We start from the raw sequence: 19,862 nt of genomic DNA on the forward strand, positions 1-19,862 counted from the left end.
TGACGGAGCGTCTCCGCGTCAGGGGGACGTCACGACGACGGCACGGGGGGTCATGTCCGACCACGCTGACGGCTACGCCCGGACGCAGGCTGATCTCGCATCGGCTCGCGTACGCTTCCGGCGTGCGTTGTCGCTGATGCTGATGACGCTGGTCGTGCCGGGTTCCGCGCAGATCGTCGCCGGCAACCGGCGGATCGGCCGGATCGCCGTCCGCGTCTGGGCGACGCTGTGGGTCGTGGTCGCGCTCGTCGTCCTCCTCGGGCTCCTCGACCGTGGCATCGTGATCTCGATCCTGACCACGCCGTGGATGCTCTGGCTGCTCCGGTTCGGTCTGATCGCACTGGCGCTGGGATGGGTCGCGCTGTTCGCCGACGCGTGGAGGCTGGGCGCTCCGCTGCGTCTCGACCGCGGCCACCGGCTGGCGCTGAGCGGCGTCACCGGCATGCTTTGCTTCGTGACCGCGGGGTTGCTGTTCGTGGCGTCGAACCTGATGGCCGTCCAGAAGGACTTCATCACCACGGTCTTCGGCAGCTCCGTCGTGCACGAGGCAGACGGCGGTCGTTACAACGTCCTGCTGCTCGGCGGTGACTCCGGCAAGGGACGCGACGGTCTGCGGCCCGACTCGATCACGCTCGCCAGCATCGACGCCGACACCGGCGACACGGTGCTGGTCGGCCTGCCGCGCAACCTCGCGGACGTGCCGTTCCCGAAGGACTTCCCGATGCACGAGGAGTTCCCGGACGGGTTCGACTGCGACGGCTGCTACCTGAACAGCGTCAACACGTGGGCCGACGACCACCCGGACCTCTTCGGGGGCAAGGGGCACGAAGGCGTCGCAGCCACCCAGGCCGCGGTCGAGGAGATCACCGGCCTCCCGGTCAGCTACCACGTGATGATCAACATGAAGGGCTTCGCGTCGCTCGTCGACGCGGTCGGCGGCGTGAAGGTGCGGGTGCGGCAGAAGACCGCGATCGGCGGCATCGGCGCGCCGATCACCGGCTGGATCCCCAAGGGGCGTCAGGTGCTCGATGGCAAGGAGGCCCTCTGGTACTCCCGCAGCCGGGTCCAGAACTCCGACTACTCGCGCATGGCACGCCAGAAGTGCGTGATGAGCGCGATGCTGCAGCAGCTCGACCCGAACACGGTGCTCCTCAAGGCCACGGGCATCGCCGAGTCGAGCAAGAAGATGCTGAGCACCGACATCCCGGCCGGCGAGCTCGACACGTTCGTCGAGCTGGCGCTGAAGGCACGCGGCGCGAAGATCTCGACGGTCTCGCTCGTGCCTCCGGCGATCAACACCGGGGATCCTGACTTCGACAAGATCCGCACGATGGTCGAGAAGGCTGTCGAGCGGTCGGAGTCCGGCCCGAAGGCACCGGCGACGACGAAGACCGCGAAGGCGCCCAAGAAGGGCGCGCAGGCCGGCTCCGACCCCGACAAGCGGCGGTCGGCGAAGGTCAACGACTCCGAGGACCTTGCGGCTGCGTGCTGACGCACGGCCCGGTGACGGCGCGCCGGTCGCGGCACGTCACCGGCGGGCGCCGACGTGTGTCAGCGGACCGTGACGCGCTCGGTGTCGGCGATCGCCGTGATGCGGTCGCGGTCGGCCTCCGGATCGACCGACCGGACCAGCACCAGCGATCCGGAGGCGTGGAGGACAGCCGGGACGACGTGCAGCAGCGGGACCGCGTCACGGTCGCCGACCAGCATCACCCGTGCCCCTGCCGGGTAGCGGTCGGCGGTCTCGGCCACGAGGTCGGCATGGGTGAGGACGTCGCCGTCCTCGCGGACGGCCGGTGAGCTGTTGCCCGGCGGGTAGTACGGGGTGAACCGGTCACCGTGCGACGGCACCTCGGCGTTGTAGTCGATGACGCCCGCCGGGAGGGGCGTGGTGAACCGCCCGCCGAGCGGGCGCAACGAGAGCGCGATGATCTCGTCGGCGTCGTCGTTCTCCGCGCTGACCGTGTCGAGCCCGTGGGGTCCGACGACGACGATGCGGTCGCCCGGCGACATGCTGACCGCGCACCCGGCGACCCAGCACGCCAGCACCCACACCACGGTCTCCCAGTGCAGCGGCAGCAGGACGTCGACGGTGGTCTCGTCATCGGTGCCGAGCGTGTCCTGGAGCATGTTTGCCGTCTTGGCGACCCAGTTGGCCGCCGTGGTGAGGCTCAGCTCGACACGCTCACCGGTCTCGAGGTCGTAGAACGTGACGACCGGTCGTGCAGCATCGGTCTGTGCGGCGCTTGCGAGCAGCTCGGCGAGTGTCACGCTGCCACTTTAACGGCCCGAGGCCACCGTGGTCCTGACCTCCACAGGGCGGTCGACCTGGTGGGCCCGCGCGGCGATCCGCAGCCGCTCGGCGACACGTCCGGCCTCGATCATCGCGTCAGCGCCGTCGTGGAGCACGGTCACGCGGAAGCCGTCGTCCGCGACCTCGACGTCCACGAGCGACGGATCGGCCGCCGCAAGGTCGCGTACCCGGGCGACGGCGTCGGCTGCCGCGCCGGGAAACCCGGTCGGGTCGTCGTCGCCGAGCGCGACCTCGACGGCGTCGCGCGCTCCCAGGCCGAACATGTCCTCGTCGTCGGGACGCAGCAGCGTCCGGGCACCCGCGCGGGCGGTGGCCCAGTGGTCGCCCACCCAGTGGCGGGGGAGCCCACGGACCACGACGAACGGCGTACGACCGGTCTTGCCGGCGACCAGCTCGGCAGCGCCGGCGATCTCGTCGGCGACCGCCCGCTCGGTGACGTGCAGCGCGTTGCCGTAGGTGTCCTGGGTGCCCGACAGCGAGTCGACGACCTTGAGGCCGGCGCTCCCGATCGCGATGTCGGTCTGCCCGCGTCGCCACGCGCGTCCAGCGGTGTCGGACAGCACGACGCCGACTTCGACACCCGCCCTCCGGCGCAGCCGTCGCCAGAGGGCGAGGGCTTCGCCGTCGGGGTCTCGCGGCAGCGTGAGGACGGTCCCGGGGACGGTGTTGCTCGCGTCGACGCCGGCCGCCGCCATCGTGAGCCCGGCAGGATTGCGGACGATGCGGGTCGGACCACGCCGGGCGACCACGCGTACGGTCTCGGCGTCGATCACGGCCTCGCGGTCCGCCGTCGAGACGAGACCGAGCGCCTTGCTGACGATCTTGCTGGTGATGACGACGACGTCGCCGTCGCGCAGCGGCTCGTCGAGGCGACCCAGCAGCAGCTGCACGAGATCGTCCCCGGCGCTCACCTCACCCAGGCCGGTCACCGGCCACAGCGTGAGGCTCATCGGGCGTCGCCGATCTCGCGTGCGAGCGCGAGGGTGTCGGCCGCCAGGGTGCGGGTGGTGGTGGGGTCGGTCATGTAGAGGGGTACGGCGCGGGCCGCGAGGCCGGCGGCCTCCAGCGCCGGCAGCTGGCTCGCGTCGGAGGTGTCGACCAGCCAGCCGTCCAGGACGCCGCCTGCCGCCCGGGCGCCGTACCGTGCCCCGACCGCGCCGGCGCTGACCTCCACACCGAGCGCGGTCAGGAGCTGGTCGGCCATGCCGCGGACCGCTCCGGTCCCGATGATGGGCGACACGCCGACGACCGGCGCCGTGGTGGCGCGGAGGGCCTCGGTGACTCCGGGGACGGCGAGGATCGGGCCGACGGACACGACCGGGTTCGAGGGCGGCACGATCACCACGTCAGCCGCCGCGATCGCCTCGACCACTCCCGGCGCGGGCTTCGCGTCGTCGATCCCGATCATCACCACGTCGTGCGCGGGGATCGCCGCGCGGTGCCGGACCCAGTACTCCTGGAAGTGGATCGCGCTGCGCTGCCCGTTGTCGTCTACGACGACGTGGGTCTCGACGCGGTCGTCGGTCATCGGGAGGAGCGTCACGCCGGGCTCCCAGCGCACGCAGAGCGCCCGCGTGACGTCGCTGAGCGCGTACCCGGCCGCGAGCATCTGCGTGCGGACGAGGTGGGTAGCGACGTCCCGGTCGCCGAGGCCGAACCACGTCGGCTGCGCGCCGTACGCGGCGAGCTCCTCCTTGACGCTCCACGTCTCGTCGGCGCGGCCCCAGCGGCGTTCGGGATCGATGCCGCCGCCGAGCGTGTACATGAGGGTGTCGAGGTCCGGGCACACCTTGAGGCCGAACAGCCAGATGTCGTCGGCCGTGTTGCCGACCACCGTGACATCGGCGCCGTCGACCTCGTCGAGGAGACCGCGGACGAACGTCGCGCCGCCGATCCCTCCGGACAGAACAGTGATCCTCATGGGCCCATTGTCCCTGCTCGCGACGATGCTCCTTCACGCCCGGGGGAGACTCGTGCACCCGTTGCTGCGTAGGGTAGGTCCGTCCGTGGGGATCCAGGGCCGCGCTCTGCCCCCGACCATGCTCGCCCCCGAACCACGAGATGGGGATCCGTGACCGACTCACTCCGCACCTACCGCGACATCTTCTCCTTCGCGCTGCTCGGCGTGGTTGCCGCGACGCTGCTCGCGACGTTCATCGCGCTGCTGGACGACCGAACGCTCGACGGGACCCTGTCGGCGGCGTGGGTCCTGGTGGTCGTCCTGGCCGTCGTGATCGCCGCGCCTCGCAAGGACGACCTGAGCCCGCACGCGCGTCTGATCACGATCGCTGCGCTCTCGATCCTCGGCGTCGGCGTCGTGCTCGGGCTGTGGGGCTTCTTCTCGATGCTCGCGACGGACCTCCTCCAGGGCAAGGCCACGCTCGCGATCGCTCAGCTCGCGACGCTCGCGCTGAACGCGCTGGCGATCTTCGCCGGCGTCCGGGTCCTCGGAGCGCTGCCCGCACCCGTCCGCCAGCAGCAGCCGTCGTGGGGCGGCCAGCAGCAGGGCCAGGGCCAGTGGGGCCAGCAGCCCGCGCAGCAGCAGGGCCAGTGGGGCCAGCAGCCCGCGCAGCAGTGGGGCGACCAGGGCAGCTGGCAGCAGGGCGCACAGCAGGCACCTCAGGCGCCGAGCCAGCAGTCCTGGCAGCCGTACGCCGCGGGTGCCGCGGGCGTCGCGGGCTACGCCGCGGCCGAGGGCGCACAGCAGGTGTCGTGGAACCAGCCTCAGCACGCAGCTCCGCAGCACGCGGCGCAGCCGACGCCGGAGCAGCAGGCGCCTCAGCAGGACCCCGCGGGCATCGAGCCTGCCGAGCAGTCGACCGCGGTCTGGACGCCGCCGGTCGAGCAGCCCGCAGCGGACCCGTGGGCAGCGCAGCAGCCCGAGCAGTCCGGCTGGGGCACCCAGCAGGACTCCGCGTGGGGCCGCGACAACGGGTGGGCCCAGCCCGCTCAGCCGACGCAGAACGCCTGGGGGCAGGAGGCGACCGAGCAGCCCACGTGGCAGCCGGCCACCGAGTACGGCTCGACCTGGTCGCAGCCGGCGCCCCAGCAGCCGTACGGCGCCGCTGAGCAGCCCGCGCCGTCCTGGGAGACTCCAGCGCCCTCCACCCGGTGGGGCGCTTCGGAGACGGAGGCAGAGCAGCCGTACGCCCGCTTCGGCAACGCCACGTTCGACCCGCCGCCCGCCGAGGCGCCGGTCGATCCTGCCGCCGGTGCGAGTGCGGGCGAGGCGGCCCCGGCCGGCGCCGAGACCGCGGAGCAGTCGGGCTCCGGCACTGACGACGACGGCGGCGACGACTCGCGTGCCACGTCCTGGTGGTCGCCAGGTAGCCCCTCCTGACGCGATCTGCATCACTCTCGTGAAGGCCCGTACCACAGGTACGGGCCTTCGCATTAGCACCATTCGGCTTGACGGATGGGTATTGACAGGCATGTAATTTCACTAGTGTCGTCCTCTTGGACGTTCCCGGTGCACGAACCAGAGGCCTTCGGGCCGCCGGATCAGGTTCCGCGAGGGGTCGCGGAGCAGCAGCGGGGACACGGGCGGCGCTGGCCACGGGGATCACGAGGGGTAGGAGGCGAGACTGATGGAAGACATCTTCCAAGCAGACGCCGAGGAGATGGGTTGGCAGGACCGCGCCTTGTGCGCGCAGACCGACCCGGAGGCATTCTTCCCGGAGAAGGGCGGCTCGACGCGTGAGGCGAAGCGGGTCTGCCTGACCTGCGACGTACGCGGCGAGTGCCTCGAGTACGCGCTCGAGAACGACGAACGCTTCGGCATCTGGGGCGGGCTGTCAGAGCGCGAACGACGAAAGCTGAAGAAGCGCGCGATCTGACCGACAGGCTGTCGGTCCAGTCCGGTACGCGGCGGTTCGGCGGGGGTGCGCGCGCACGGCGCGTACCCCGCGGAACCCGCTGGACCGGCACGGCTAGACTCGCCAACCTATGTTCGAAGGCGTCGACGAGGGCCTGGTCCCTTCCCGCGAGTGGCTAGCCTCGCCCCCCTCCGTCACGGCGGTGATCGTGTGCCGCAACGGCGCACGCTGGCTCCCGCAGGTTCTCGACTCGCTCGCATCCCTTCCGCACCTGCCGAACGCGGTCGTCGCGGTCGACGTGGCGTCCACCGACGAGACCCGCGAGATCCTCGGCCGCTACCTGCACCCGGCCTCGATCCGCACCGCACCGGCCGGCACCGGCTTCGGTGACGCCGTGCGGATCGCGCTGGACGGGGCTCCGCAGACGGAGTGGGTCTGGTTGCTCCACGACGACTCGGCACCGGGCCCCGATGCCCTGGCCCATCTCCTCGACCAGGCGACGCAGTCCGACGAGATCGGCATCGCCGGCCCGAAGCTCCGCGAGTGGCCGTCCCTCAAGCGCCTGCTCGAGGTCGGGGTCACGGTCACCGGCACCGGCTCCCGCGAGACCGGGCTCGAGCGCGGCGAGCCCGACCAGGGTCAGCACGACCGCCCGCACGACGTCCTCGCCGTGAGCACGGCCGGCATGCTCGTACGCCGTCGCGTCCTGGACGACCTCGGCGGGTTCGACCAGCAGCTCCCGCTCTTCTTCGACGACCTCGACCTCGGCTGGCGTGCCGCGCGACGCGGCTACCGGGTGCGGGTCGTCCCCGCCGCGGTGGTCTTCCACGTCGAGGCGAGCGCGACCGGTGTACGCCAGGGGTCGATCGCCCGCCGTCCCAGGCGCGATCTGCGCCGGGCGGCGACGTACACGCTCCTCGCGAACGCGAGCCGACCCGGCTTCCTCTGGCAGTCGGTCCGGCTGCTGCTCGGCTCGGTCCTCCGCACCCTCGCGCTCCTCGTCGCGAAGGCGCCACGCGAGGCGGCAGACGAGCTGGGCGGGACTCTCTCCGTCTATCTGCGGCCGGGAGCGATGTACCGCGCCCGGCGACGCCGCGCCGCGGCCTCCCGCGTCGACCAGAAGTCGGTCCGCGAACGCCTGCTGCCGTCGCCCCTGATCCCGTACCGCCACGGCCTCGACGCCGTGGGCGAGCTCGTCAACACCCTCGTCGGCCCTGCACCCGAGATGACCGGCCGTCGTGCCGCCGTCGAGGCGCGTGACGACGACGAGGACGAGCTGCCCGTCAGCGGCTCCTTCCTGTCGCGCCACCCGTGGGCGGCGACCGTCCTCATGCTGGCGCTCGTCGCGCTGGTGGCCGCCCGTTCCGTGATCGGGTCGGGCTACCTGGCGGGCGGCGCGCTCCTGCCGTCGCCGGAAAGCGCGGGCGCGTGGTGGTCGCTGTTCACCTCCGGCTCGCACGACGTGAGCATCGGCAGCGACGCCGCGGCGCCGGGATACGTGGTCCCGCTGGCGCTGCTCGGCACGCTCTTCGGCGGCAACGCCGACCTCGCTGTGTCGGTCGTGCTGCTGGCCGGCGCGGTCCTGGCCGCGCTGACCGCCCACCGTCTCGCCCGACGCCTGTTCGCCTCACCGTGGATCGCGCTGTGGTGGGGAGCGACGTACGGCGTCCTCGTGGCGACCTCGGGCGCGGTGGCGCAGGGCCGGATCGGCTCGGTCGTCGCGCTCGCCGCGGCTCCTGCGATCGTCAACTCCGCCTACCTGCTGACGACACGCCCCAGGGTCACCGACGGGCTCAGGCTCGGGCTGTGGCTGACCCTGGCGACCGCGTTCGCCCCGCTGACGTACCTCCTGACCGCGGCCCCGCTCCTGCTCGCCGGCGGCGTGCTCCTGCGACGTCGCGGCTGGCCGAGCATCGCGACGGCGCTCCTCCTCCCGTGGGCGCTCCTCGGGTCCTGGATGTGGACCCGTGCGCTGGACCCCGGCGCGTGGTGGTGGGAGGCGGGCCGTGCCGACGCCGGTGTCGGCGACCTAGACCCGCCGACCTGGCAGCTCGCCCTCGGGCACGCGGGCGGACCGGGAGCGGCGACGTACGCGACGGGAGCCCTGGTGCTTCTCGGCCTCCTCGCCCTCATGCGGACCGACCGCCGCGCCGGTGTCCTCGTCGCCTGGGCGGCCGGCCTGTGGGGTCTCGCCTGGGCGAGCCTCGGTGCGGGCGCGAGGTTCACCGACGGGATCTCGAGCGGCCCCGCGTGGGTCGGTGTCCCTGCCACGCTCTGGGTCGCGGCCCTCGCCGCGGCTGCCGGGATGGCTGCCGACGGCCTCACCGAGCGGTGGGCGGAACGCCCGCTGCGGCGTCGCGCGTACGCGATCGGGGTCGTGCTGGCGGTCGCCGGCCCGCTCCTCGCGACCGGCTGGTGGGTCGCGCGCGGCGTCGACGACCCCCTCGAGCGTGGCCCGATCACCGAGGTGCCCGCCTATCTCGCGGATCGTGCCGCCGACGGTGACTCGACGCTCGTCCTCACCGGCTCCCGCGAGGAGGGTGTGTCCCAGCAGGTGGTGTCCGGCGACGGGACGCGGCTCGGTGACGAGGCCGTGATGCCGCCACCGGAGGCGTTCCGCGACCTCGACAACGACGTACGCCGTCTGCTCGCCAACCCGTCGACCGGTGTCCTCGAGCGTCTCGGGACGTACGGCATCCAGGCGATCTACCTCCCGGCACCGGCCGACGACGCGCTCGTCGACGCGCTCGAGACCGTCCCGGGGCTCAAGCCGTCGGGCAGCCCCGAGGGCTCGCGGGCCTGGACCTTCACCACCGAGTCCGACCGCACCCCTGCGCCCGACTCGGCGCTGCGGCCGATCGCGGCGTACATCCAGCTCGGGCTGCTGCTGGTCGTCACCGTCGCCGCTGCCCCCGGACGAGCGAGGGAGGTGCGATGAGTCCCCGCACGCCGAAGCGCAAGGCCGGAGGCCGCCGCGTCAAGGAGCAGGTCGTCGAGACGACCTCGGCCGCGCTCGCCCTCGGCGCCCAGTCGGGCCGCCTGGTCGTCGGCGCCGTCGTGGTCGCAGCCCTGCTGCTGGTCGTCGGCGAGATCCGTACGGCGTCGTCCGGCGACGCGCCCGCGCCGCCGTCCGCGCAGGAGGTCGCCCAGCTCGCGTACGGCTGCCCGACGTTCAACCACACCGGGTCCGCCTCGCCCACGACGGTCGCGGTCGGCACCCTGCCTGGTGCAGCGGTCGACGGCGGGTCCCGGACGGTCGTGCGCCTGCCCGGCGCCGATCCCGTCGCCGCGCTCGCCGATGCCCCGCGCGGGACCTGGGCGACAGCCGCGGCCGGCCAGAAGACGTCGTCGGTCCTCGTGAACGTCGTGGGCGCGCAGGCGCCGGGGACGGTGGCCTACGCCGCGTCGAAGGCGACGGGTGCCGACGGCGGCGGCCTCGCGGTCGGCGCATGCCCGCGCCCGGCACCCGAGCGGTGGTTCGTCGGAGCCGGCGGCAGCACCGAGCGCAGCACGGCGCTGGTGCTCACCAACACGTCGACGTCGCCGGGCGTCGTCGACCTCACGATGTACGGCGGAGCGGGCGAGGTCGAAGGCGTCGGCGCCACAGGGATCGTCGTCGACCCGGGGACCTCGAAGACGGTCCGCCTTGCCCAGCTCACCGCCGGCGAGGCCGAGCTCGCGGTCCGCGTGGTGGTGCGTCGCGGGGCGGTTGCCGCGGCAGCCGTCGACGTCACCCGTCAGGGCGTCAGCACCCCGGCGGGCAGCGAGTTCCTCCCGAGCTCCGCGCTCCCGGCGACCGACGTGACGGTGGCCGGGGTGCCCGGCGACCAGAGCGCTCGGACACTGCTGGTCGCCAACCCGTCCGACCGGACCGCGACCGTGGCTCTGTCGATCGCCACGAAGGACGGCGCGTTCACGCCCACCGGTCTCGAGACCGTGGACATCGCACCGCAGTCGGTGACGCCCGTCCGACTCCCGGCGGACATCAGCCCGCGCGCGTACGCGGTCAGGCTCACCTCCGACGTGCCCGTGACGGCGTCGGTGCGCACGACCGTCGGCAGCGACGTCGCCTACTCGGTCGCCGCGGACGCGTGGGAGGGCACGGCTGTCGTCCCGGTCCAGATGGGACGCGCGCTCGCTCCCGGCTCGATGCGCGTGATCGTGACCCCGGGCGGCGAGGAGACGTCGAGCGTCCGGGTGACCGCGCACGCCGAGGACGGCACCGAGGTCGGCAACGCCGAGCTCGAGGCACCCGGGGGCACGACGACGACAGTGGACCCGTTCGGGGCCGGCGGCGTCGGTGTCGACGTCGACGACGTCGCGTACCTGACGCTCCAGACGAACGGCACCGTGCGTGCGGCCGCGGTCTACGGGACCGGAGGGTTCGCGGTGACGCCGCTCACCGCGGCACCGGTACGCGAGGCCGCCCCGGTCGTGAGGCCCGTAGCACCCTGACGGTCAGACCCGGGGATCGATGTCCTCGGGGTCGCAGCGCCAGAGGGTGGCGAGCTGGTCGACGAGGACGCTGAGCACCAGGTCGTCGAGGTCGCCGCGCGACTCCGCTCGGTGTTCGATCGGGTGCCGGAAGAGCACCACGCGAGGTCGTTCGTGATCAGGGACGACGGTGCCCAGTGGGACGTCGTCCCGCCAGCGGCGGGGGAGGACGGGAACGTCCTCCACCGCGATGTCGATCGTCGCGAGCTCCGCCGCGTGCTGGGGCCGCAGCCGCGCCGCCGCCCCGAGGACGGCGGTGTCGAACTGGGACCGGTGGTCCCACCCTCCCGGGACGCCGCGCGGTGACAGAGGCCCGGGGACGGCGACCGGGCCCCGGAAGCCGCGACCGCGCCGGTCCCGGCGACGTCCACCGCGAGGCGCGGGCAGCGGGTCGACGCGGGGGTTGCTCCGTCGGGCCATGGCACCGTCCTACCTCGCGCCGTAGGGTGTCGCAAGCAGCCGCGCGCCTCGTCCGGCCGCCGTCGTGCCCCGCCGACCGCCGACGGTGCGGAGCGCCGCGTCCTGGCGGCAGTGCGGGGCACGCTACTCTCAGCGATGTGAGTCCCCTGCGTCGATGCACCCGTCCGGCGTGCCTGCGCCCCGCCGTGTCGACCCTGACCTACGTCTACGCGGACAAGACGGCGGTCCTCGGCCCGCTGGCGGTGTACGCCGAGCCTCACAGCTACGACCTCTGCGAGGATCACGCACTGCGCCTGTCCGCCCCCAAGGGGTGGGAGGTGCTGCGGCTCGAGATCGACCTCGCAGCCGCCCAGGCGCCGTCGTCGGACGACCTCGAGGCGCTCGCCGACGCCGTACGCGAGGCGGCTCAGGCACCCCCACCGGTCGCGGCACCGGCGGAGCCCCACCGACGCGGCCACCTCCGCGTCCTCGGACCACAGGACTGACCAGATGGACCAGCAGACCCTCGCCGAGCGCCTCGCGGTGCTCGTCAAGTCGTACGACGTGCGCGGCGCCTCGCCGCAGGAGCTCGACACCGACGTGGCTCGGGCCGTCGGTGCGGCGTTCGCCGTCGAGACCGGTGCAGCGGCCGACCCGGCCGGTGGCGGCGGCGGTGCTGTCGTCGTCGGCCACGACATGCGCGTCACCTCACCGCAGATCGCCGAGGCGCTGGCCGAGGGGATCACGAGCACCGGCGCCGACGTGGTGTCCATCGGCCTCGCGTCCACCGACATGCTCTACTTCGCCTCCGGCGAGTGGGACCTGCCCGGGATCATGGTGACGGCCAGCCACAACCCGAGCGGCGACAACGGACTCAAGCTGTGTCGGGCCGGCGCCCGCCCCATCGGGCGCGACACCGGGCTCTCGGCGATCGCCGACCGCGCCGTCGCAGGGGTGGCACCGACGGGCAGCGCCGGTGCGGTGACCGAGCGCGACGCTCTCACCGCGTACGCGCAGCGGGTCACCGAGCTGGTCGGCGTCGAGCAGGGCGGGGCGACTCGGCGCCGCCTGAAGGTCGTCGTCGACGCCGCGAACGGGATGGGCGGCCTGATCGCCCCGGCGGTCCTCGCGCGCCTCGACGTCGAGGTCCATGGCCTCTACCTCGAGCTCGACGGCACGTTTCCCAACCACCCTGCCAACCCGCTCGACCCCGCCAACCTGGTCGACCTCCAGGCCGCTGTCCGCGAGCAGGGCGCCGACGTCGGCCTCGCCTTCGACGGCGACGCCGACCGCTGCTTCGTCGTCGACGAGCGGGGTGAGCTGGTGTCGCCGTCCGCCGTGACGGCGATGATCGCCGCGCGCGAGCTGCGCAAGCATCCCGGTGAGACGGTCCTGCACAACGTCATCACCTCGCGAGCCGTCCGCGAGGTCATCGTCGAGTCCGGCGGCACCCCCGTCCGTACGCCGGTCGGCCACTCGCTCATCAAGGCCGAGATGGCGCGCACCGGCGCCGTCTTCGGCGGAGAGCACTCGGGCCACTATTACTTCCGGGACTTCTTCCTCGCCGACTCCGGCATGCTCGCCGCCCTGCACGTGCTCGCCGCCATGACTGCCTCGGACGACCCGCTCTCGGAGATCGTCGCGGAGTTCGAGCGCTATCCGTCCTCGGGCGAGCTCAACTCGCGCGTCGCCGACGCCGCCGCCGTGACCGCGCGGGTCGCCGCCGCGTACGCCGACCAGGAGCAGGACCGGCTCGACGGGCTCACGGTCACCGCAGCAGACTGGTGGTTCAACCTGCGGAGCTCGCAGACCGAGCCGCTGCTGCGTCTCAACGTCGAGGCGGACGACGAGGAGACGATGGTGTCGGTCCGTGACGCCGTCCTGACACTCATCCACCAGGAGGAATCACCGTGAACCTCGACCCCGCGCTGCTCGACATCCTCGTGTGCCCGCAGTGCCGCGCGACCCTCGCGGTCGACGTCGACCGCGACGAGCTGGTGTGCAACATGTGCCGCCTCGCCTACCCGGTGCGCGACGACATCCCCGTGATGCTCGTCGGCGAGGCCCGGAGCCTCACGGACTGACACGGCGGCCGACGCTGTGTTCGACGACGCCCTGCTGGACGACGAGCGCGCGCTGACGCGTGCCGATGTCGTGCTCCGCGGGCTGGCCGAGTCCGGGTCACGCGTCCGCATGGGTGCGCACGAGGCAGCGGACGCGATCGCCGGCCTCGCGGGTGACGCCGACCACCGCCCTCGCGCCGTGGTCGCGGCCGGTCCGGCGGCGCGCCTGGTGCGGGCCGTGCTCGAACCCGCGTGCCCGGTGCCGTTCGTCGCCTGGTCCGGGCCGGGCCTCCCGGGGTGGGCGGGGTCGCTGGACCTCGTCGTCGTCCTCGGCGCTCCCGACGGTCCCGGCGCGCACGCCGCGGCCGTCGAAGCGATCCGGAGGGGCTGCCCGCTGCTGGTGGTCACCGTGGCGACGTCACCTCTCGCCGAGGTCGCGGCGTCGCGCTGGACGACGCTCGTCCCCACGGCGACGGCCGATCCGCTCGCCGCTGCGGTCGTGGCCATCCAGGCCCTCGCTGCTGCGGGGCTCGCCGCACCCTTCGACACCGAGGAGGTGGCCCTCGCCCTCGACGACGTGGCGATCGCGTCCTCTCCGTTCGTCGACCTCGGCACCAACCGTGCGAAGCAGCTGGCGAGCAGCATCGGCGACGACGTCCCGCTGCTGTGGGGCGGGAGCGTCCTGGCGGCACGAGCCGCCCGCCGGTGGGCCGAGGGGCTGCGGCGCGCATCGGGTCGCCCTGCGCTCGCCGCCGAGGCCGACGACATCGTCGCCGTGCTCGACGCGAGCCCGTCGCGCGATCTGTTCGCCGACCCGTTCGAAGACCCTCCGACTCCCGCGCCCGCGTCGTCGCTCATCCTGCTCGACGACCGCGTGGAGGCCCCCGCCGTACGCGTCGACCGCGGCAACGTCCTCGGTGCTGCGGCCCGTCACGGAGCCCGCCACGACGAGGTCTTCGCGGGGGAGGGCGGCGATCTGGCACGCTACGCGTCCCTCGTCGCGACCGGTGGCTACACGGCCGCGTACCTCGAGATCGGGCTCGGCCACTGAGACGTGCCTGACGCTCTCTCGCCGCGGCACTCGCGGTTCGCGGGGATGGCGCGGCTACGATGGTGCAATGGACTTTTCGGTTGCTGATTTGACCCTGGCCGACCGCGGCCGCACTGAGATCACGCTCGCCGAGCACGAGATGCCCGGCCTCATGGCGATGCGCGAGCGCTTCGGCGACAGCAAGCCGCTCGCCGGAGCCCGGATCGCGGGCTCCCTCCACATGACGGTGCAGACCGCCGTCCTCATCGAGACCCTCGTCGACCTCGGCGCCGACGTGCGCTGGGCCAGCTGCAACATCTTCTCGACGCAGGACGAGGCCGCCGCGGCCGTCGTCGTCGGACGCACCGGCACCGTGGAGGACCCGCAGGGCGTCCCGGTGTTCGCCTGGAAGGGCGAGACCCTCGCCGAGTACTGGGACCTCGCCGAGCAGATCCTCGTCTGGCCGAACGACGAGACTCCCAACATGATCCTCGACGACGGCGGCGACGCCACCCTTCTCCTCCACCTCGGTGTCGAGTACGAGAAGGCCGGCGCGGTTCCTTCCCCCGACACCACCGACAACGCCGAGCTCAAGGAGGTCCTGCGGGTCCTCGGGCGCAGCCTCGAGGTCGACCCGCAGCGCTGGACCCGCATCGGCAACAGCGTCCAGGGAGTCACCGAGGAGACGACCACCGGCGTCCTCCGCCTGTACGAGCGGTTCAAGGAGGGCAGCCTGCTCTTCCCGGCGATCAACGTCAACGACTCCGTCACCAAGTCGAAGTTCGACAACAAGTACGGCTGCCGCCACTCGCTCATCGACGGCATCAACCGCGCCACCGACGTCCTCATCGGCGGCAAGGTCGCCGTCGTCTGCGGCTACGGCGACGTCGGCAAGGGCTGCGCCGACTCGCTGCGCGGCCAGGGCGCCCGCGTGATCATCACCGAGATCGACCCGATCTGCGCGCTGCAGGCAGCCATGGACGGCTACCAGGTCGCACGCCTCGACTCGGTCATCGAGCAGGCCGACATCGTCATCACGGCGACCGGCAACAAGGACGTCGTCACCGCCGAGCAGATCGGCCGGATGAAGCACCAGGCGATCCTCGGCAACATCGGCCACTTCGACAACGAGATCGACATGGCCGGCCTCGCCGCGACGCCGGGCGTGACCACCAAGAACGTCAAGCCGCAGGTCGACCTGTGGACCGTCCCGAGCGGCAACACGGTCATCGTGCTGAGCGAGGGCCGACTGCTCAACCTTGGCAACGCGACCGGCCACCCGTCGTTCGTGATGTCGAACTCCTTCACCAACCAGGTGCTGGCGCAGATCGAGCTCTTCACGAAGAACGAGGCCTACCCGGTCGGCGTCTACACGCTGCCGAAGCACCTCGACGAGGAGGTCGCCCGCCTGCACCTCGACTCGCTGGGCGTCGAGCTCACCGAGCTCAGCGACGACCAGGCCTCCTACCTCGGCATCCCGGTGGAGGGCCCCTACAAGTCCGATCACTACCGCTACTGAGGCATCGAGCCCAGGAGACCAGGCGAGGAGATCAGGCGTGGACGGCAACGACGCTGTCAGGGAGCCGGCGGCCCGCGAGGAGCCGCCGGCGCCCGTCCGCTCCGGCGGCAAGATCCTGGTCGTCGACGACGACCGGGCGCTCGCGGAGATGCTCACGATCGTGCTGCGTGCTGAAGGCTTCGACACTGCGGTCGCCGCGACCGGCACCGCCGCGGTCGAGGTGTTCCGCAGCTACCAGCCCGACCTCGTGCTGCTCGACGTGATGCTGCCGGGCATGAACGGCATCGATGTGGCGCGGCAGATCCGTGCCGAGTCCGGTGTGCCGATCGTGATGCTGACGGCCAAGAGCGACACCGTCGACGTGGTCCTCGGGCTCGAGTCCGGTGCGGACGACTACGTCGTCAAGCCGTTCAAGCCCAAGGAGCTGATCGCCCGGGTCCGCGCGCGCACGCGGGTGCACCACCAGCCTGATCCGGAGCTGCTCACGATCTCCGACCTCGAGATCGACGTCCGCGGCCACGCGGTGCGTCGAGGGTCGCAGGAGCTGTCGCTCACCCCGCTGGAGTTCGACCTCCTCGTCTGCCTCGCCCGCAGCCCCCGCCAGGTCTTCACGCGCGAGGTGCTGCTCGAGCGGGTGTGGGGCTACCGCCATGCCGCCGACACCCGGCTCGTCAACGTGCACGTCCAACGGCTCCGCTCGAAGGTCGAGCCCGATCCTGACAACCCGACGGTCATCGTCACGGTTCGCGGGGTCGGCTACAAGGCCGGCGGCTCCTGACGACCATGGCGTGGCGCGCGCCGAGCTGGCTGCGCCGTGGACTCCTTCGCGTGCGCCAGGCGGTGCTGCCCGCCGTCTCGCTGTGGCGCAGGTCGATCCAGGCGCGGGTCGTCATCACGACGATGGCGATCAGCGCACTGGTCATCGGCGGTGTCGGCTGGCTGATGCTCCAGGGCGTCGCCGACGGCATGGTCGAGGCACGCAAGACGGTCGCGCTCTCCGAGGCGCGCGCCGGATTCTCCGCCGCGCAGCAGGCGCTGGACGTCAGCGCGATCTCCGACGCGTCGTCGGAGCCCGAGGCACTGCGCACGCTGGTCAACGACCTGGCCTCGCGCGCGGGGTCGCCTCCCTCGTACCAGGTCCTTCTCGAGGGGCCGCTGGACAACGCCGGCGACGGTGAGGCCGCTGTCGTGTCGTCGTCAGGGATCGCACCGCAGACCATCCCCGACGATCTCGCGCGTGCTGTCGCCGAGGGCGACGGAGTCGCGTACACCTACACCCGGATGCAGCTCGAGGACACTGACGAGCAACCGGCGGCGATCCTCGTGGGCGACGTCCTGCGCATGCCGGACGGCACCCAGACGTACGCGCTGTACTACGCGTTCTCGATGGCCGACCAGGAGCGCACGCTCGCGCTGGTGCGCAACTCCCTCCTGTACGCCGGGCTCGCCCTGGTGGTGCTGTCCTCGGGGGTCGCCTGGCTGGTGACGCGCCAGGTCGTCACCCCGGTGCGGCTCGCCCGGCGCATCGCCGAGCGGCTGGCCGACGGGCGTCTCGAGGAGCGCATGGTCGTCAAGGGCGAGGACGACATCGCGAGGCTCTCGATCTCGTTCAACAAGATGGCCGAGAGCCTCCAGCGCCAGATCCGTCAGCTCGAGGAGCTGTCCCGCCTGCAGCAGCGGTTCGTCTCCGACGTCTCGCACGAGCTGCGGACGCCGATCGCGACGGTGCGCATGGCGGCCGATGTCCTGTACGACAACCGCGACGCCTTCGATCCGCTCTCGCACCGGTCGGCCGAGCTCATGCAGGCCGAGCTCGACCGGTTCGAGGCGCTGTTGAGCGACCTGCTCGAGATCAGCCGCTTCGACGCCGGAGCAGCGCGCCTGGACCTCGACGGGATCGATCTCGTCGAGCTCGCGGAACGCGTCTGTGTCCAGTACTCACCGCTCGCGGCACGCCACGGTGTCGACCTCCGCGTCGTCAACCGCGACGGGCCGGCGATCGTGGAGGCGGACGTGCGCCGGATCGAGCGGATCGTCCGCAACCTGGTCGCGAACGCGATCCACTACTCGGGGTCCGACGTGGTGGAGCTGCTCGTCGCCCACGGGTCGACCAGCGCGGCGATCGCGGTCCGCGACTTCGGCGTCGGCCTCGACCCGGGGCAGTCCCAGCTGGTGTTCAACCGGTTCTGGCGTGCCGACCCGGCTCGCGAGCGCAGCCGCGGCGGCACCGGCCTCGGGCTCGCGATCGCGTTGGAGGACGCCGTGCTGCACGGCGGCTGGCTGCAGGCCTGGGGCGAGCCGGGGCTCGGTGCGCAGTTCCGTCTGACCCTGCCGCGGCACGCCGGCGACGACCCCCACCGCTCGCCGTTGCCGCTCGTGCCGGACAGCGGGTCCGCGCTCGACCGTACGGGAGGAATCCGATGACCCCGCACGTCCGACCTGCTCGTACGGCGCCCGTGCTGGCGGCGATCGCGGCCCTCGTCGCGGGCTGCGTGTCGATCCCGGACGACGGCCCGGTGCAGACCGTCGAAGGCGGACGCCCGCAGCAGGTCTCGCCGGCGCGGATCCGTCCGGCCGGTCCGGTCTCGGGCGCCTCGCCGACCGAGATCGTCAACGGCTTCCTGCAGGCGATGATGTCGTCGCCCGTCCGCTACGACATCGCGCGCCGGTTCCTGACCGACGGGGCTTCCGACGACTGGTCGCCGCGCGACTCGGTCACGATCTACTCGCAGACCTCGGTGTCCGAGGGCGACTCGCCTGCGATCGGGTCGACCGTCGACGTGGACCTGGCACGCGAGGGCGTGCTCACCGCCCAGGGCGGCTTCACGGTCCCCGAGTCCCGCGAGCAGAGCCTCGGCCTCACGCTGGTGCAGGAGGACGAGCAGTGGCGCATCGCCGACCCGCCCCAGGGCGCCCTGATCTCGCAGTCGTTCTTCGAGAGCTACTACGACGCCCAGAACCTGTACTTCTTCGACTCCACCGGACGTCAGCTCGTGGCGGCTCCCGTGCACCTGCCCGACGACGCGAACCGTGCGACGTACCTCGTCTCGTCGCTGCTGATGGGGACCGCCGGGGCGCTCGGCGGTCAGGCGAAGACCTACCTGCCGGACACGTGGGTGCTGGCGCGGCCGGTCGAGATCGACGACGACGGCGTCGCGGTCGTGCGGTTCGGAGGCTCGGACTCGGGCATCTCGCTGGAGGACCGCGAGCGGCTCTCGGCGCAGCTGGTGGCGAGCCTGAGGCAGATCCCGACCATCACGGGCGTCGAGATCCGGGTCGGCGACCGTGCGCTCTCGCTTCCCAGCACGCCGGACGTCCAGCGGCTCGACACCTGGATCCAGTACGACCCCGCAGCCGGGCGCTCGACGCAGCTGTTCGCGCTGCGTGACGGGCGCCTGTACGTCGTCGACCGCGCGACGACCAGCCCGTTCGCGGGCGCCTGGGGGACCGACCAGGTGCGGGCCGACGACTTCCGGGTGTCGCTCGACGCCGAGCGGATCGCGCTGGTCACCGACGCCCGCCGCGTCGTACGCGTGTCCCCGCTCGCGGGGGAGCCGGAGCTGGTCGTGGTACGACAGGGCACAGACCTGCTGCGCCCGAGCTGGGACGCCGAGGGGCGCCTCTGGACCGTCGACCGGACAGCGAGCGGATCCGCGCTGACGGTCGGCGCGACCGACGCACCGCCACGCGCGGTGAGCCTCGGTCTCCTCGAGAGTGCGCGGGTCGCGGCGTTCGAGCTGTCGGCGGACGGGGCACGGTTCCTGGCCATCGCCGAGCTCGACGGCCAGCCCGGGCTGTACGTCGGCGCGATCCGCTACGACGAGGAAGGCGTGCCCGTCGGGCTGGTCGACGTCGCGGAGATCCCCGTACCCGCCGAGACCGGGGTCCCGGTCTCAGCGGCGTGGCGGTCGAGCACCTCTGTCGCCGTCCTGGCCAGGGCAGCGCAGCGTGTGCCGCAGGTGTCGCTCGTCGCCATCGACTCCTCGACGCCGGTCACCGGCGCTGTACGGGTCGGGCTGTTCCCGCAGGACGGCGCGAGGCAGGTGCTCGGGGCCGGGCTGCCGGCGCCGCCGTTGTACGTGCTCGACGCGGACGGTGCGTTGTGGACGCAGACCAGCGACGGTCGGTGGAAGCAGACCGGCGACGACCCCGTCGACCTCGCCGCCTTCGCGGGCTGAGCGACCTCGCGGGCGTGGGGCTCGGCGTCCACGGCGCTGGGCCGTCCACA

Annotated in this window: 17 protein-coding genes; 13 read left to right on the forward strand and 4 right to left on the reverse strand. The window is 72.6% G+C overall.

Features of this window, described 5'->3' with window-relative positions:
* The first annotated feature begins 52 nt into the window (after nt 1-52).
* Complete coding sequence (locus GH747_RS15000; RefSeq protein WP_149770395.1) at nt 53-1,492, forward strand: LCP family protein; 1,440 nt, start codon at nt 53-55, stop codon at nt 1,490-1,492.
* A gap of 59 nt (nt 1,493-1,551) precedes the next feature.
* On the opposite strand, the gene GH747_RS15005 is transcribed toward GH747_RS15000, so the two are convergent.
* From GH747_RS15005 to cofD, 3 genes are read right to left on the reverse strand one after another with little or no spacing between them, the layout of a single operon-like run.
* Nucleotides 1,552-2,271 (reverse strand): TIGR03089 family protein, encoded by a 720-nt coding sequence (locus tag GH747_RS15005; protein ID WP_149770396.1) that lies wholly within the window; start codon nt 2,269-2,271, stop codon nt 1,552-1,554.
* A 9-nt stretch (nt 2,272-2,280) separates the two neighbouring features.
* Nucleotides 2,281-3,264 (reverse strand): coenzyme F420-0:L-glutamate ligase, encoded by a 984-nt coding sequence (cofE, locus tag GH747_RS15010; protein WP_149770397.1) that lies wholly within the window; start codon nt 3,262-3,264, stop codon nt 2,281-2,283.
* Nucleotides 3,261-4,235 (reverse strand): 2-phospho-L-lactate transferase, encoded by a 975-nt coding sequence (gene cofD / locus GH747_RS15015; RefSeq protein WP_149770398.1) that lies wholly within the window; start codon nt 4,233-4,235, stop codon nt 3,261-3,263. The genes cofE and cofD overlap by 4 nt, the downstream gene beginning before the upstream one ends.
* A 150-nt stretch (nt 4,236-4,385) precedes the next feature.
* Here cofD and GH747_RS15020 point away from each other — a divergent pair, with 150 nt between their 5' ends.
* The 4 genes from GH747_RS15020 to GH747_RS15035 all read left to right on the forward strand — a co-directional run bounded on the left by GH747_RS15020 (nt 4,386) and on the right by GH747_RS15035 (nt 10,584).
* Complete coding sequence (locus GH747_RS15020) at nt 4,386-5,654, forward strand: hypothetical protein (RefSeq protein ID WP_149770399.1); 1,269 nt, start codon at nt 4,386-4,388, stop codon at nt 5,652-5,654.
* 247 nt (nt 5,655-5,901) lie between these two features.
* On the forward strand, nt 5,902-6,150 hold the full coding sequence (locus GH747_RS15025; RefSeq protein WP_149770400.1) for a WhiB family transcriptional regulator: 249 nt from the start codon (nt 5,902-5,904) through the stop codon (nt 6,148-6,150).
* Between the two features lie 109 nt (nt 6,151-6,259).
* Nucleotides 6,260-9,067 carry a glycosyltransferase family 2 protein gene (locus GH747_RS15030; RefSeq protein ID WP_149770401.1) on the forward strand — a complete coding sequence of 936 codons (2,808 nt, stop codon included), beginning with the start codon at nt 6,260-6,262 and terminating at the stop codon, nt 9,065-9,067.
* Nucleotides 9,064-10,584, forward strand: a complete 1,521-nt coding sequence (locus tag GH747_RS15035; RefSeq protein WP_149770402.1) for a DUF5719 family protein — start codon at nt 9,064-9,066, stop codon at nt 10,582-10,584. The genes GH747_RS15030 and GH747_RS15035 overlap by 4 nt, the downstream gene beginning before the upstream one ends.
* A gap of 3 nt (nt 10,585-10,587) precedes the next feature.
* On the opposite strand, the gene GH747_RS15040 is transcribed toward GH747_RS15035, so the two are convergent.
* Nucleotides 10,588-11,043 (reverse strand): metallopeptidase family protein, encoded by a 456-nt coding sequence (locus GH747_RS15040; protein ID WP_149770403.1) that lies wholly within the window; start codon nt 11,041-11,043, stop codon nt 10,588-10,590.
* Nucleotides 11,044-11,180: 137 nt separating this feature from the next.
* On the opposite strand from GH747_RS15040, the gene GH747_RS15045 reads away from it, so the two are divergent.
* The 8 genes from GH747_RS15045 (at nt 11,181) to GH747_RS15080 (ending at nt 19,812) form a co-directional block, all read left to right on the forward strand.
* Nucleotides 11,181-11,528 carry a DUF3499 domain-containing protein gene (locus GH747_RS15045; protein ID WP_149770404.1) on the forward strand — a complete coding sequence of 116 codons (348 nt, stop codon included), beginning with the start codon at nt 11,181-11,183 and terminating at the stop codon, nt 11,526-11,528.
* A gap of 4 nt (nt 11,529-11,532) precedes the next feature.
* On the forward strand, nt 11,533-12,936 hold the full coding sequence (locus GH747_RS15050) for a phosphomannomutase/phosphoglucomutase (protein ID WP_149770405.1): 1,404 nt from the start codon (nt 11,533-11,535) through the stop codon (nt 12,934-12,936).
* Nucleotides 12,933-13,106, forward strand: coding sequence for a Trm112 family protein (locus tag GH747_RS15055; protein ID WP_149770406.1), 174 nt, complete (start codon nt 12,933-12,935; stop codon nt 13,104-13,106). The genes GH747_RS15050 and GH747_RS15055 overlap by 4 nt, the downstream gene beginning before the upstream one ends.
* 16 nt (nt 13,107-13,122) lie before the next feature.
* Nucleotides 13,123-14,136, forward strand: a complete 1,014-nt coding sequence (locus GH747_RS15060) for an SIS domain-containing protein (RefSeq protein WP_205602952.1) — start codon at nt 13,123-13,125, stop codon at nt 14,134-14,136.
* A gap of 67 nt (nt 14,137-14,203) precedes the next feature.
* Nucleotides 14,204-15,634, forward strand: a complete 1,431-nt coding sequence (gene ahcY, locus GH747_RS15065) for an adenosylhomocysteinase (protein WP_149770407.1) — start codon at nt 14,204-14,206, stop codon at nt 15,632-15,634.
* 112 nt (nt 15,635-15,746) lie between these two features.
* Entirely contained in the window at nt 15,747-16,412 is a 666-nt protein-coding gene (gene mtrA / locus GH747_RS15070) for an MtrAB system response regulator MtrA (protein WP_267236272.1), read from the forward strand.
* 5 nt (nt 16,413-16,417) lie between these two features.
* Nucleotides 16,418-18,058, forward strand: coding sequence for an MtrAB system histidine kinase MtrB (gene mtrB, locus GH747_RS15075; RefSeq protein WP_149770408.1), 1,641 nt, complete (start codon nt 16,418-16,420; stop codon nt 18,056-18,058).
* Nucleotides 18,055-19,812, forward strand: a complete 1,758-nt coding sequence (locus GH747_RS15080; protein WP_149770409.1) for an LpqB family beta-propeller domain-containing protein — start codon at nt 18,055-18,057, stop codon at nt 19,810-19,812. The genes mtrB and GH747_RS15080 overlap by 4 nt, the downstream gene beginning before the upstream one ends.
* Nucleotides 19,813-19,862: the final 50 nt, after the last annotated feature.

Origin of the sequence: Mumia xiangluensis (assembly GCF_010994095.1) — a bacterium.
In the GTDB taxonomy this organism is placed as follows: Bacteria; Actinomycetota; Actinomycetes; order Propionibacteriales; family Nocardioidaceae; genus Mumia; species Mumia xiangluensis.

Coding starts and splice junctions, on each gene's coding strand:
- GH747_RS15000 (WP_149770395.1), top strand. CDS start 53: ATGTCCGACCACGCTGACGGCTACGCCCGGACGCAGGCTGATCTCGCA.
- cofE (WP_149770397.1), bottom strand. CDS start 3,264: ATGAGCCTCACGCTGTGGCCGGTGACCGGCCTGGGTGAGGTGAGCGCC.
- cofD (WP_149770398.1), bottom strand. CDS start 4,235: ATGAGGATCACTGTTCTGTCCGGAGGGATCGGCGGCGCGACGTTCGTC.
- GH747_RS15025 (WP_149770400.1), top strand. CDS start 5,902: ATGGAAGACATCTTCCAAGCAGACGCCGAGGAGATGGGTTGGCAGGAC.
- GH747_RS15030 (WP_149770401.1), top strand. CDS start 6,260: ATGTTCGAAGGCGTCGACGAGGGCCTGGTCCCTTCCCGCGAGTGGCTA.
- GH747_RS15035 (WP_149770402.1), top strand. CDS start 9,064: ATGAGTCCCCGCACGCCGAAGCGCAAGGCCGGAGGCCGCCGCGTCAAG.
- GH747_RS15040 (WP_149770403.1), bottom strand. CDS start 11,043: ATGGCCCGACGGAGCAACCCCCGCGTCGACCCGCTGCCCGCGCCTCGC.
- GH747_RS15050 (WP_149770405.1), top strand. CDS start 11,533: ATGGACCAGCAGACCCTCGCCGAGCGCCTCGCGGTGCTCGTCAAGTCG.
- ahcY (WP_149770407.1), top strand. CDS start 14,204: ATGGACTTTTCGGTTGCTGATTTGACCCTGGCCGACCGCGGCCGCACT.
- mtrB (WP_149770408.1), top strand. CDS start 16,418: ATGGCGTGGCGCGCGCCGAGCTGGCTGCGCCGTGGACTCCTTCGCGTG.
- GH747_RS15080 (WP_149770409.1), top strand. CDS start 18,055: ATGACCCCGCACGTCCGACCTGCTCGTACGGCGCCCGTGCTGGCGGCG.